Source organism: Kitasatospora sp. NPDC004614, from assembly GCF_042873675.1.
In the GTDB taxonomy this organism is placed as follows: domain Bacteria; phylum Actinomycetota; class Actinomycetes; order Streptomycetales; family Streptomycetaceae; genus Kitasatospora.
The window spans coordinates 92319-107298 of record NZ_JBIALR010000011.1; the positions used below are offsets into that span (position 1 = coordinate 92319).

At 76.4% G+C, this 14980-nt stretch carries 1 protein-coding gene; it reads right to left on the bottom strand.

Annotated elements, in window-relative coordinates; genetic code table 11:
- Positions 1-35: 35 nt before the first annotated feature.
- On the bottom strand, positions 36-14978 hold the full coding sequence (locus ACFYST_RS22655; protein ID WP_387864899.1) for a type I polyketide synthase: 14943 nt from the start codon (positions 14976-14978) through the stop codon (positions 36-38).
- Positions 14979-14980 lie beyond the last annotated feature (2 nt).

Consider the following 14980-nt stretch of genomic DNA (forward strand, 5'->3'; position numbering starts at 1 on the left):
GGGGCCGCCGTCCTGGTTCGGGTGTCGGGTCGGTGTCATGACAGGCCGAGTTCGTTGTCGATGAGGTCGAAGAGTTCGTCGTCGCTGGCGCCGTCCATCCGGTCCTCGATGGAGGCGGTGGCCGTGCCGTCGCCGTCGGCCGGGGTGGCGGCCGGGTCGAGGCGGCGCAGGAACTCCCGGAGCCGGTCGGCGAGCCGTTCGCGGTCGGCCGGGTCGTCGGGGACGCCGTCGAGGGCGTCCGCCAGGCGGTCCAGTTCGGCCAGGCCGGGGAGTGGGCCGGGTCCGGCGTCGGGGAGCAGTTCGGCGGCGAGGAGTGCGGCGATCGCGGCCGGGGTGGGGTGGTCGAAGAGCAGCGTGGCCGGCAGGGGGTGGCCGGTGGCGGCGCGCAGCCGGTTGCGCAGTTCCACGGCGGTCAGCGAGTCGAAGCCGACCTCCAGCAGGCCGCGTCCGGGCTCGACCGCGGCCGGGCCGCTGTGGCCGAGCACCAGGGCGGCGTGCGAGCGGACCAGGTCGAGCAGGACCCGGCCGCGCTGGGTCTCGTTGAGGGAGCCGAGGCGCTGCTTCAGGGCCTCGGGCCCGTCGGGGCCGGTGCCGGCCGCGGGGCCCGCGGTGCCGCGCCGGGCGGCGGGGCGCACCAGGCCGCGCAGCAGGGCGGGGACGCCGCCGGTGCCGGCCTGGGCGCGGACGGCCGCGGTGTCGAGCCGCAGCGGGAGGACGACCGGCTCGTCGAGGGTGCCGGCCGTGTCGAAGAGCGCCAGTCCCTGGGCCGGGTCGAAGGCGACGATCCCGCCCCGGGCGATCCGTCGCAGGTCGGCCTCGGTGAGTCCGCCGGTCATCCCGGTGCTGTTGGCCCACAGGCCCCAGGCGAGGGAGCGGCCGGGCAGCCCGTCGGCGCGGCGCCGGTGGGCCAGGGCGTCGAGGAAGGCGTTGGCGGCGGCGTAGTTGCCCTGGCCCATGCCGCCGAAGATGCCGGCGATGGACGAGAACAGGACGAACTCGGTCAGCTCCAGGCCGGCGGTGAGTTCGTGCAGGTTGATCGCCGCGTCCACCTTGGGGCGCAGGACGACGTCCAGTTGCTCGGGCGTCATGGTGGCGACGACCCCGTCGGCCAGGACGCCCGCGGCGTGCACCACCCCGGTCAGCGGGTGCGCGGGGGGCAGGCCGGCCAGCAGGGCCGCGAGGGCTTCGCGGTCGGCGGCGTCGCAGGCGGCGATCTCGGCGTGCGCGCCGAGGGCGGCGAGTTCGGCAAGGAGTTCCGCCGCGCCGTCGGCGGCGGGGCCGCTGCGGCTGGTCAGCAGCAGGTGCCGGACGCCGTGTTCGGCAACCAGGTGGCGGGCGACGTGGGCGCCGATGGCGCCGGTGCCGCCGGTGATCAGGACGGTTCCTTCGCCGTCCCAGCCGGGGGTGCGCCCGGTGGCGGCCAGCGGTACCCGGGCCAGCCGGGCCACGTGGACGGCTCCGGCCCGGATCGCGAGCTGGGGTTCCCCGGACGCGAGGGCTTCGGCGAGCAGGGCGGGCGGGGTCTCCGGGTCGTCCAGGTCCAGCAGGACGAAGCGGTCGGGGTTCTCGGTCTGCGCCGAGCGGACCAGGCCCCAGAGCGCGGCCAGGGCCGGGTCGGGGACGTCGTCGCCGGTCACCGCGACGGCGCCCGAGGTGACCAGGACCAGCTTGGCGCCGGCCAGCCGCTCCTCGGCCAGCCAGTCACGCAGCAGCGCGAGGACCGTGCGGAGGCCGTCATGGACCGCGTCGCGGAGGGCGCCGGCCGGGGCGGGCGGGCAGGCCGCCAGGACCAGCCGGGGCGCCGGGGTGCCCGCGTCGAGCAGTGCGGACAGCGCGGCGAGGTCGGCGACCGGGCGGCCGGGGAGCGTGGGCGTCCCGGTGCCGAGCACGGTCCAGGACTCCGGGTCGAGGGCGGTGCCCGCGGCGCGCTCGGGCAGGGCCTGCCACTCGGGGCGGAACAGTTCCTCGTGGTGTCCGGCGCGGGTGGCCTTGAAGCGGTCGGGCGAGACGGGCCGCAGGACGAGGGAGCGGGCCGAGAGCACCGGCCAGCCGGTGGCGTCGGTCGCCCATACGGCGACGGCGTCGCGGCCGGTCGGGGTCAGCCGCAGCCGGAGTTCGGCGGCCCCGGAGGCGTGCAGGCGCACCCCGTTCCAGGAGAACGGCAGCCAGCCCTGCGCGGGCCCCTCCAGGACGTCGAACACCAGTGAGTGCAGGGCGGCGTCCAGCAGGGCCGGGTGCAGGCCGAACGCGGCGGCGTCCGGCCGCTGCTCCTCCGGCAGGCTCGCGAGGGCGTACACCTCGTCGCCGAGCCGCCAGGCCGCGCGCAGGCCCTGGAACGCGGGGCCGTAGGCGAACCCGCCGCCCGCGAAGCGGTCGTACAGGCCCTCCGTGTCGAGGGGGACGGCTCCGGCCGGCGGCCAGGCCTCGGGGTCCGCCGGGTCGGCCGGGTCCGCGGCTCCGGCGGCGCTGAGCAGGCCGCTCGCGTGCCGGGTCCAGGGGGCGTCGGGGCCGTCGTCGGCGGCCCGGGCGTGGACGCTCAGCGGGCGGGTGCCGGCGGCGTCCGGGCTGCCGACGGTGAGCTGGAGTGCGACGGCTCCGCCCGGCGGGAGCACCAGCGGTGCCTCCAGGGTCAGTTCCTCGACCTGGTCGCAGCCGACCTGGTCGCCCGCGCGGACCGCGAGTTCCAGGAACGCGGTGGCGGGGAACAGCACGCCCTCGTAGACGCCGTGGTCGGCCAGCCAGGGGTGGCTGCGGACCGAGAACCTGGCGGTGAAGAGGAAGCCGTCGGAGTCGGCGAGCTCCGTTCCGGCGCCGAGCAGCGGGTGGTCGACCGCCTGCAGTCCGGCGGCGGGCAGTCCGGCCGCGGCCGGGCCGGCCTGCAGCCAGTAGCTGCCGCGCTGGAAGGCGTAGGTCGGCAGGTCGACGGCGGAGCCGGCCGGGCCGCCGGACTGGACGGCGTGGACGGCGTCCCAGTCCACGGGGACGCCCGTGACGTGCAGCCGGGCCAGGGCGGCCGTCGCCGCGGGCGCTTCGGGCCGGTCCTTGCGCAGCAGGGGCACCAGCACCGGGCTGCCGGTGGCGCCGGTCAGGCAGTCCTGGCCCATCGCGGTGAGCGCGCCGTCGGGTCCGAGTTCGAGGAACGCGGTGACGCCGTCGCGTTCCAGGTGGCGCACGCCGTCCTGGAAGCGGACGGTGCCGCGCACGTGCTGTGCCCAGTAGTCCGGCGAGCCGAGCTGCTCGGCGGTGGCCGGCTCGCCCGTCAGGTCGGAGATCACCGGGATGGCGGCCTCCCCCGGGACGATCCGGGCGACGACCTCGCGGAACTCGGCGAGCATCGGCTCCATGAGGGGCGAGTGGAAGGCGTGGGAGACCCGCAGCCGCCGGGTCTTGCGGCCGCGCGCGGCGAGCTGGGCGGCGATCTCGTCCACCACCGCCGCGTCGCCGGAGACCACGGTCGAGGCCGGGCCGTTGACCGCGGCAAGGCCGACCTGGCCCTCGCGGCCGGCGAGCAGCGGCAGCACCTCCTCCTCCGCGGCGGCGAGGGCGACCATCGCGCCGCCCGCCGGGAGGGCCTGCATCAGCCGTCCCCGCGCGACCACCAGCGCCGCGGCGTCGGGCAGCGTGAACACCCCGGCGACGTGGGCGGCGGCCAGCTCTCCCACGGAGTGGCCGAGCAGCCGGTCGGGGCGCACACCCCAGTGCTCGACGAGCCGGAACAGGGCGACGCCGAGGGCGAACAGGGCGGGCTGGGCGTACTCGGTGCGGTCCAGCAGGCCGTGGCCGGGGTCGCCGGGGGCCGCGTCGATCACCTCCCGCAGCGGGCGGTCGAGCAGCGGGTCGATTTCCGCGCAGACCGCGTCGAAGGCGTCGGCGAAGACCGGGAACCGCGCGTACAGTCCGGCGCCCATGCCGGTGCGCTGGCTGCCCTGGCCGGGGAACAGGAAGGCGGTCTTCGCGGCCGGGCCGGTGACCCCGCGCACCAGGTCCGCGGACGGCTCGCCGGCGGCGAGGGCGGCGAGCGCCTGGAGCAGGGCCTGCCGGTCCGTGCCGGTGAGGGCCGCCCGGTGTTCGAAGGCGCTGCGGTGCAGCGCCAGGGAGCGGCCCAGGTCCGCGACGGCGAGGTCCGGGTCCTGCTCGACGTGCCGGAGCAGCCGGGCCGCCTGCTCGCGCAACGCGTCCGCGCTGCGGCCGGAGAGCAGCCAGGGCAGGGCGGGGGCGGCAGCCACGTCAGCGGTGGACGCCGGGGCCGGTTCGGTGGGCTGTTCGAGGATGGTGTGGGCGTTGGTGCCGCTGACCCCGAACGAGGACACCGCGGCCCGCCGGGGGCGGCCGGTCTCCGGCCACGGGGTGTCGTCGGTGAGCAGCCGGACCGCGCCGGCCGACCAGTCGACGTGCGGGGTCGGCTCGTCGACGTGCAGGGTGCGCGGCAGTGTCCCGTGCCGCATGGCCTGCACCATCTTGATGATGCCGGCGACTCCGGCGGCGGCCTGGCTGTGCCCGATGTTCGACTTCAGCGACCCGAGCCACAGCGGCTCCCGCTCGCCGCGTTCCCGGCCGTACGTGGCCAGCAGCGCCTGCGCCTCGATCGGGTCGCCGAGCTTGGTTCCGGTGCCGTGCGCCTCCACCGCGTCGACCTCGGCGGCGGTCAGTCCGGCGTCGGCGAGGGCCGCCCGGATGACCCGCTGCTGGGAGGGCCCGTTGGGGGCGGTCAGGCCGTTGCTGGCGCCGTCCTGGTTGACGGCGGAGCCGCGGACGATGGCGAGCACGGGGTGGCCGTTGCGCCGGGCGTCCGAGAGGCGTTCCAGGACGAGCAGTCCGGCGCCCTCGGCCCAGGAGGTGCCGTCGGCGGCGGCGGCGAACGGCTTGCAGCGGCCGTCCTCGGCGAGCACCCGCTGCCGGCTGAACTCCACGAACGCGCCCGGGGTCGACATCACGGTCACGCCGCCGGCCAGCGCCAGCGAGCATTCGCCGGCCCGCAGCGACCGGGCCGCGAGGTGGACCGCGACCAGCGAGGAGGAGCACGCCGTGTCGACGGTCACCGCGGGCCCTTCGAGGCCGAGGCTGTAGGAGATCCGCCCGGACGCCACGCTGCCCGCGCTGCCGATGCCGAGGTAGCCCTCGAACTCCTCGGAGGGCTCGGTGACGCGCGACCCGTAGTCGTGGTGGCTGCAGCCGACGAAGACGCCGCTCGCGCTGCCCTTGAGGGAGAGCGGGTCGATGCCGGCCCGCTCGAACGCCTCCCAGGAGAGTTCGAGCAGCAGCCGCTGCTGGGGATCGATGGTCAGCGCCTCGCGCGGGGAAATCCCGAAGAAGGCCGGGTCGAAGCGGTCCGCGTCGTGCAGGAAGCCGCCCTCCCGCGCGTAGGTGCTGCCGACCCGGTCCGGGTCCGGGTCGTAGAGGCCGTCCAGGTCCCAGCCCCGTCCGGTGGGGAAGCCGGTGATCGCGTCCCCTCCGGACGCGACGAGCTCCCACAGCTCCTCGGGGGTGCTGACCCCGCCGGGGTAGCGGCAGCTCATGCCGACCACGGCGATCGCCTCGTCCTCGGGCACCGCGGCGGCCGCGGGCGGCTGCCCGGCGGCGTCGGGCGCCTCGGTGGCGGGCGCCCCCGGCAGTTCGGCGCGCAGGTGTCCGGCCAGGGTGGTGGCCGTGGGGTAGTCGAAGGCCAGGGTCACCGACAGGCGCAGGCCGGTGGCCGCGGCGAGCCGGTTGCGCAGTTCGACGGCGGTCAGCGAGTCGAAGCCGATGTCCTTGAACGCCTGGTCGGGTCCGACCGCCTCGGGCCCGGGGTGGCCGAGCACGGCGGCGACCTCGCGGCGGACCAGGTCCAGCAGGGCCCGGTCGCGTTCCGCCGGGAGCAGGGCGGCCAGCCGCAGGGCCGGCGCCTCGGCGCCGTCGGCCGTGCCCCGGGCCCCGGCCGCGGCGGCGAGCGCGTCCCGAACCTCGGGCAGGTCCCCGAGGGCGGCGCTGGGCCGGAGCGCGGTGAACGCCCGGGTGAAGCGGTCCCACGCGAAGTCGGCGACGAGGACGGCCGTGTCGTCGTGGTCGAGGGCCTGGCGCAGCGCGGTGGTGGCGGTGGCGGGGTCCATGGCGGGCAGGCCGTCGCGGATCAGCCGTTCGGCGACCGCTCCGGAGGCGAGGCTCTCGCCGCCCCACAGGCCCCAGGCCACCGAGGTGCCGGGCAGTCCGAGGTCGCGGCGCTGCCGGGCCAGGGCGTCGAGGTAGGCGTTGGCGGCGGCGTAGCTGCCCTGGCCGGTGCCGCCGAGGGTGCCGGCCAGCGAGGAGAACAGCACGAAGGCGGTCAGGTCTTGTCCGCGGGTGAGCGCGTCGAGGTTGCGTGCGCCGTCGAGCTTGGGGCGCAGGACGCCGGCGGCGCGTTCGGGGGTGATCGAGTCGATGACCCCGTCGTCGAGGACGCCCGCGGTGTGCAGGACGGCGCGCAGCGGGCGCTCGGCCGGAATGCCGGCGAGGAGTTCCGCCAGTGCGTCGTGGTCGGCGACGTCGCAGGCCACGGCGGTGGCGTCGGCGCCGAGTCCGCGCAGTTCGGCGAGCAGGGCGTCGGCTCCCGGGGCCTGGGCGCCGCGCCGGCTGGTGAGCAGCAGGTGCGCGGTGCCGGTGCGGGCGAGCCAGCGGGCGATCTGCGCGCCGAGGCCGCCGGTGCCGCCGGTGATCAGGACCGTGCCCTCGGGTGTCCAGTCGCGTGCGGGGGCGGTGTCGCCGAGTCCGGCGTGGACGACCCTGCGGGCGTAGAGGCCGGTGGCGCGCACCGCCAGCTGGTCCTCGCCGTCGGGGTTGGTCAGGGCTTCGGCGAGCCGGGTCGCGGCCCGGTCGTCGAGCCGTCGCGGCAGGTCGATCAGGCCGGCCCAGCGCTGCGGGTATTCGACACCGGCGACCCCGCCGAGGCCCCAGGCGAGGGCCTGGAGGGTGCTGTCGATCCGGTCGGAGCGGCCGACCGAGACCGCGCCCCGGGTGGCGCTCCAGAGCGGGGCGTCGGTGCCGAGGTCGCCGAGGGCCTGGAGGAGCGCGACGGTCAGGGTGAGGCCGAGGGGGAGCGCCGATCCGTCGCCGTGCGGTTCCTCGTCCAGGGCGAGCAGCGACAGGATTCCGGCGGGCGGCCCGTCGGCGCGGTCGTGGGCGTCGCGGAGCAGTGCGGCGAACCGGGTCCGGTCGGTCGCGTCGGGGCCCGCCTCGACCAGGACGGGGGTGGCGCCGTGTCCGCGCAGGGCGTCCGCGGCGAACGCGACGGCCGGGTCGGCGGCGGCGCCGGCCGGGGCGACGAGGAGCCAGCTGCCGGTGAGCCGGGGCGGCTCGGGTGCGGGCAGGGGCTTCCAGGTGACCCGGTAGCGCCAGCTGTCGGCGGTCCGGTCGTCGGCCCGGCCGCGCGCCCACTCGGCGAGGGTGGGCACCAGGGAGGCGAGGGAGGCCCGCAGTTCCCCGTCCTCGACCCGCAGGGTGGTGGCGAGGGCGTCCAGGTCGCCGTGGTCGACGGCCGCCCAGAAGCCGGAGTCGGCCGGGCCGGTGCCGGTCGCGGCGACAGTGCCGGTCGTGGCGTCGGCGGGACGGCCGGGGATGGCCTCCAGCCAGTAGCGCTGCTGCTGGAAGGCGTAGGTGGGCAGGAGCCGCCTGCGCGCGCCAGTTCCGGCGAACACCGCGTCCCAGTCCACCGGCAGTCCGCGGACCTGGACCTCGGCGAGCGCGGCGAGGAAGCGGCCGGGGCCGCCCTCGGTGCGGCGCAGGGTGCCGACGACGGCGCCGTCGCCGACCCCGGCGGCCTCGACGGCCTCCTGGATCCAGACGGTCAGCGCCGGGTGGGTGCTGCACTCGACGAAGGTGTGGTGCCCGTCCGCGACAAGCGCGTCGAGCGCCCGGCCGAACTCCACCGGCCGGCGCAGGTTCTCGTACCAGTACGCGGCGTCCAGGCCGAGGGTGTCCACGGGGCCGCCGCTGACCGTCGAGTAGAACGGGACGGCGGAGGTCCGCGGCGCGGTGCCGTCGAGGAGGGCGAGCAGTTCCTCGCGGAGCTCCTCCACCTGGGGCGAGTGTCCGGCGAAGTCCACGCCGGGGACCGGCCAGGCCAGGACGCCCGCCTCGGCGTACTGCTCACGGAGGCGTTCCAGGGCCGCCGGGTCGCCGGAGACCGTCACCGACGTCGGCCCGTTGACCGCAGCGACGTCGAGTGCCCCGTCGTGGGCGGACAGTGCCTCGCGCACGGCTTCGACCGGCTGCGGCACGAACAGCATGCCGCCGCGTCCGGTCAGGGCCAGCAGGGCCCGGCTGCGCAGGGCGACGATCCGGGCCCCGTCCTCCAGGCTCAGACCGCCCGCCACGCAGGCGGCGGCGATCTCGCCCTGGGAGTGGCCGACCACGGCGTCGGGGACGATCCCGTGCGCCCGCCACAGCTCGGCCAGCGACACCATCACCGCCCACAGCACCGGCTGCACCACGTCCACCCGGTCCAGCGGGGGCGCGTCCGGCTCGTCGCGCAGGACGGCGAGCAGCGACCAGTCCAGGTACGGGGCGAGGGCGCGTTCGCAGGCCGCGACGCGGTCGGCGAAGGCCGGGGCGTGGTCGAGCAGTTCCCGGGCCATGCCGGCCCACTGGGATCCCTGGCCGGGGAAGACGAAGACGGTCCTGGCCGACCGGGCGACGGTGCCCCGGACCAGGCCGGGTGCGCGCTCTCCCGCGGCCAGCGCGGCCAGGCCGCCCAGCAGGGTCTCCCGGTCTCCGCCGACGACGGCCGCGCGGTGCTCGAAGGCGGTCCTGGTGGTGGCCAGGGAGTAGCCGACGTCGGCGGACGGCAGCTCCGGCCGCCCCGTCAGGTACGCGTGCAGCCGCTCCGCCTGGTCCTTCACCGCCTCGGCGGTCCGCCCGGACAGGACCCACGGGACAGCGGACGACGAGGGCACGGGCTCGGCGGACGCGGGCTCGGCGGGCGGCTGTTCGATGACGACGTGGGCGTTGGTGCCGCTCAGGCCGAACGAGGACACTCCGGCGCGGCGCGGCCGGCCGGTCTCCGGCCAGGGGGTGGCCTCGGTCAGCAGGGCGACGGCGCCCGCCGTCCAGTCGACGTTCGGGGTCGGCGCGTCGATGTGCAGGGTGCGCGGCAGTTCGCCGTGCCCCATGGCCAGCACCATCTTGATGATGCCGCCGACGCCGGCGGCGGCCTGGGTGTGCCCGATGTTCGACTTCAGCGACCCGAGCCACACCGGCCGGTCGGCCGGCCGGTCCTGGCCGTAGGTGGCGAGCAGCGCGTCGGCCTCGATCGGGTCGCCCAGCCGGGTGCCGGTGCCGTGCGCCTCGACGGCGTCCACGTCGGCGGCCGTCAGCCGGGCGTTCGCCAGCGCGTCGCGGATCACCCGCTGCTGGGCCAGGCCACTGGGTGCGGTCAGGCCGTTGCTCGCGCCGTCCTGGTTGATCGCGGAGCCGCGCAGCACCGCGAGGACCGGGTGGCCGTTGCGGCGGGCGTCGGAGAGGCGTTCCAGGAGCAGCAGGCCCACGCCCTCGGCCATGCCGAAGCCGTCCGCCGAGGCGGCGAAGGACTTGCAGCGCCCGTCCTCGGCGAGGCCGCGCTGCCGGCTGAAGCCGGTGAACGACAGCGGCGTGCCCATCACCGTGGCGCCGCCCGCCAGGGCCAGCGCGCACTCGCCCGAGCGCAGCGACTGCGCGGCGAGGTGGACCGCCACCAGTGACGAGGAGCAGGCCGTGTCCACGGTCACGGCGGGCCCTTGGAGGCCGAGTTGGTAGGCGACCCGCCCGGACAGGACGCTGGTGGAGATGCCCGCGATGAACAGGCCCTCGAGTTCCTCGGGGATGTCGCGCAGGTTGCCGCCGTAGCCCTGGTAGGAGGCGCCGGCGAAGACGCCGGTCGGGGTGCCGCGCAGGGTGGACGGGTCGATGCCGGCGCGCTCGATCGCCTCCCAGGAGGCTTCGAGCAGCAGGCGCTGCTGCGGGTCCATGGCGAGGGCCTCGCGCGGGGAGATCCCGAAGAACCCGGGGTCGAAGCGGTCCGCGTCCCTGACGAATCCGCCTGCGGCGGCGTAGCTCCGGCCGGGCCGGTCGGGGTCCGCGTCGTATAGCGCGTCGAGGTCCCAGCCCCGGTCGGACGGCAGCCCGGAGACGGCGTCGCGTCCGTCCGCGACCAGGCGCCACAGGTCCTCAGGGGTGCGGACGCCGCCGGGGTAGCGGCAGCTCATGGCGACGATCACGATGGGGTCGTCGTCGGCGGCGGGTGCCGCCGTCGGGGGCTGCCGGACGGTGTCGGGCTCCCCGGCGGCGCCCAGCAGTCCGGTCTCCAGGCGTCCGGCGAGGGCGGTCGCCGACGAGTAGTCGAAGACGACGGTGACCGGGAGCCGCAGGCCGGTGGCGGCGTTCAGCCGGTTGCGCATGTCCACGGCGGTCAGGGAGTCGAAGCCCAGCTCGCGGAAGGCGCGGCCGGGGGCGATCGCGTCCGGCGAGCCGTGGCCGAGGACGGCGGCCGCGTGGGTCCGGACCAGGTCGACCAGCACCCGGGTCCGCTCGGCCGCCGGGAGCGGCGCCAGCCGGTCGCGCAGCGCCGAGGGGGCCGCCCCGGCGCCGGCCTCGCCGGTCTCGGGTTCGGCGGCCAGCGCGGCGCGCACCTCGGGGAGTTCCCCGATCAGCGGGCTGGGGCGGGCCGAGGTGAAGACCGTCGCGAAGCGGTCCCAGTCGATGTCGGCGACCACGACCACCGTCTCGTCGTGGTCCAGGACCTGCTGGAGCCCGGTGATCGCGACCGCGGGCGGCATGAAGAGCACGCCGTGGCCGCGCAGGGTCTCCTCCGCCAGTTCGGCCGCCATCCCGCCGGCCCCGTCCTCGGGGCTCCAGATCCCCCACACCACGGAGGTCGCGGCGAGGCCGCGGCTCCGGCGGTCCTCGGCGAGGCCGTCGAGGTAGGCGTTGGCGGCGGCGTAGGCGCCGTGGACGGCGCTGCCCCACACCCCGGAGATGGAGGAGAACAGCACGAACGCGTCGAGGGTGTCCCGGTCGAAGAGCAGGTCCAGGTTCCGGGCCCCGCCGACCTTGGCGTGCAGGGTGTCGGCGAACTCGTCCGCGTCGGTGTCGGGCAGTGGCACCAGCAGCCCGGCCCCTGCGGCGTGGAAGACGGTGCTCAGCCGGTGGCCGTCCTGTTCGAGGCCGTCCTTCAGGGTGCGCAGGGCGTCCAGGTCGGCGACGTCGCACGAGGCCAGGGTGACCCGGGTGCCGAGCGCGGCCAGTTCCTCGGCGAGCTCCGGCGCACCCGGCGCGTCCGCGCCGCGCCGGCTGACCAGCACCAGGTGCCCGGCTCCCCGCCGGGCCAGCCAGCGCGCGATCTGCGCGCCGATCCCGCCGGTGCCGCCGGTGATCAGCACGGTGCCCCCGGGCCGCCAGCTCCGCCGCGGCGCGGCGTCGCCCAGGGCGGACCGGACCAGCCGCCGGCCGTGGCAGCCGTTGGCCCGGACGGCCACCTGGTCCTCGCCCCCGGCCCGGCCTGCCAGTACCCGGCACAGCCGCTGGGCGGTGTCCGGGTCCAGGGCCTCCGGGAGGTCGACCAGACCGCCCCAGCGCTGCGGGAACTCCAGCGCGGCGACCCGGCCCAGGCCCCACAGCAGGTTCTGCGCGGCGCTGACCCCGCTCCCGGTGTCCGTGCCCCCGACCGACACCGCGCCCCGGGTCGCCCACCACAGGGGCGCACCGATCCCGGCGTCGCCGAGGGCCTGCACCAGGGCCAGGTTGAGCGCGGTGCCCAGCGGGACGGCGGGGTGCGCCGGGTGCGGGCGCTCGTCGAGGCCCAGCAGCGACAGCACTCCCGCCACCGGTCCCGGCAGCGTGTCGAGGGCCTCGCGTATCCGGTCGGCCAGCACGGCGCGGTCGGCCGCCGCCTCGGTGATCCGTACGTGGACCACCGAGGCCCCGGCCTGCTCCATGGCGTGGACGGTCGCCTCCGACCGGTGCGCCCCGTCCTCGGACTGGCCGTCCGAGGACAGCACCAGCCAGCTGCCGTCCAGTGCGACCGCCGGGCCCTCGGGCAGGGCCCGCCAGGTCACCCGGTAGCGCCAGGAGTCGACCACCGAACGTTCGGTGCGCTCGGTGCGCCAGGTGGCGAGCGCGGGCAGCACCACGTTCAGCGGGTCCTCGGCCGCCACCCCGAGGGCAGTGGTGAACCGGTCCAGGTCACCACCGCCGAGGGCCTCCCAGAAGTCGTCGCCCGCCGCGGACGGACCGCCCGCCGCGGTGGCGGTGTCCTCCAGCCAGTACGGGCGGCGCTGGAAGGCGTAGGTGGGCAGTTCCACCCGGCCGGGACGGTGTCCGGCGAACACCCGCTCCCAGTCCGGCAGCAGGCCGCCCACGTGGGCCTCTCCCAGGGACGTCAGGAAGCGGTCGAGGCCGCTCTCGCCGCGCCGCAGCGTGCCCACGACCACGGCGGGGCCCTGCGCGGAGCCGGCGGTGTCGGCCGCGTCGGCGGTCTGCTGGACACCGAAGGTGAGCACGGGGTGCGGGCTGGACTCGACGAAGAACCGGAAGCCCTCCCCCAGCAGCACCTCGGTGGCCTTGCCGAACTCGACGGTCTCCCGCAGGTTCCGGTACCAGTACTCGGCGTCCAGCAACTTCGTGTCCAACCAACTGCCCGTCACCGTCGAGAAGAACGGCACCTCGCCCGAGGCAGGAGCGATCCCCTCCAGATCGGCCAGCAGACGCTCGCGGACCTCCTCCACATGCACGGAGTGCGACGCGTAATCGACCTCGATCAGACGCGCCCGCACCCCCTCCCCCACCAGGGTCTCGACCAATTCCGCGACCGCGTCCGCGTCACCCGACACCACCGTCGACGACGGACCGTTGACCGCCGCCACCGACAACCGGCCCATCCGTTCGCGCACCACGTCCGCCGGCAGCGGCACCGACGCCATACCGCCACGCCCCGCCAGCGCGCGGATCGCCAGGGAACGCAACGCGACCACCCGCGCCCCGTCCTCCAGACTCAGACCACCAGCCACCACCGCGGCCGCGATCTCACCCTGCGAGTGGCCCACCACCGCGTCCGGAACCACGCCGAACGCACGCCACACCTCAGCCAGCGACACCATCACGGCCCACAGCACCGGCTGCACCACATCCACCCGCGCCAGCAGCGCCTCCGAACCCAGCGCCTCCGCCAACGACCAGTCGACATAGGGCGCCAGAGCCCGCTCACACTCCGCCATCCGCCCGGCGAACACCTCCGACTCGCCCAGCAGCTCCACCGCCATCCCGACCCACTGCGAACCCTGACCCGGGAACACCAGCACCGAACGGCCGGAGGACACACCGTCGCCCCGCACCAGGCCCGGCACCGAGCGGTCCTCCACCAGCGCCTTCACGCCGTCGAGCAGCTGATCCGGGTCGGTGCCCACCACGACGGCCCGCCGTTCGAAGGCGGTGCGCGTGAGGGCGAGGGCGCGGCCGGTTTCGGCGGCCCGCAGGGGTCCGGGGGTGGCGCCCAGGTGGGCCAGCAGCCGGGCCGCCTGGGCGCGCAGCGCCTCGTCGGTGCGGCCCGACAGCACCCAGGGCAGCGGGTGCGGGTCGCCGTCGGCCACGGTTTCGGCCGCCGGTTCGGCTTCCTCCGCCGGGGCCTGTTCGAGGATCAGGTGGACGTTGGTGCCGCTGACGCCGAAGGCGGACACGCCGGCCCGGCGCGGGCGTTCCGTGTCGTCCCAGGCGCGGGCCTCGGAGAGGACTTCCACGGCGCCCGACGACCAGTCGACTATGGGGGTCGGCCGGTCCGCGTGCAGCGTCCTGGGCAGTTCGCCGTGCCCGATCGCCAGCACCATCTTGATGACGCCGCCCACGCCGGCCGCGGCCGAGGTGTGGCCGAGGTTGGACTTCAACGAGCCCAGCCGGAGCGGCCGTTCGGCGGGCCGCCCCTGGCCGTAGGTGGCCAGTAGGGCCTGCGCCTCGATCGGGTCGCCCAAGCGCGTCCCCGTACCGTGCGCCTCCACCACGTCCACCTCGGACGCCGTCAGCCCCGCGTCCGCCAGCGCCGCCCGGATCACCCGCTGCTGCGACGGGCCGCTGGGCGCCGTCAGGCCGTTGCTCGCGCCGTCCTGGTTCGCCGCCGAACCGCGCACCACGGCCAGCACCGGGTGCCCGTTGCGGCGGGCGTCCGACAGCCGCTCCAGCAGCAGAATGCCCGCTCCCTCGGACCAGCCGGTGCCGTCCGCGTCCGCCGAGAACGCCTTGCAGCGGCCGTCGGCCGACAGTGCGCGCTGGCGGCTGAACGCCACGAACGGGTCGGGGGTCGCCATCACCGACACACCGCCGGCCAGGGCGAGCGTGCAGTCGCCCGCCCGCAGGGCGCGGATCGCCAGGTGCAGGGCGACCAGCGAGGAGGAGCAGGCCGTGTCCACGGTCACCGCGGGGCCTTCCAGGCCCAGGGTGTAGGCGATCCGGCCGGAGACCACGCTGCTCGCGGTTCCGGTGTCCAGCAGGCCCTGGACCTCGGGGAGGTGGCGCGAGCCCGCGCCGTAGCCGTTGCCGATCGCCCCGAGGAAGACGCCGGTGCCGGTGCGCCGCAGCGCGCGGGGGTCGATCGCGGCCCGCTCGACCGCCTCCCAGGCGGTCTCCAGGGCCAGCCGCTGCTGCGGGTCCATCGACAGGGCCTCGCGCGGCGAGATGCCGAAGAACTCGGCGTCGAACTCGGCGGCGTCATGCAGGAAGCCGCCGTTGCGGGTGTAGGAGGTGCCGGGCCGCTCGGGGTCCGGGTCGTAGAGGCCCTCCAGGTCCCAGCCGCGGTTGACCGGCCAGGCGGAGATCGCGTCGGCGCCCCGGGCGACCAGGTCCCACAGCAGTTCGGGCGTGTCGGCGCCGCCGGGGTAGCGGCAGGCCATGGAGACGATGGCGATCGGTTCGTGGCGGGCCTGCTCGGCCTCGCGCAGCTGCCTCCGGGCGTCACCGAGGTCGGCGGTGGCGCGCCTGAGGTAGTCGAGCAGCTTCTTGTCGTCGGACATCA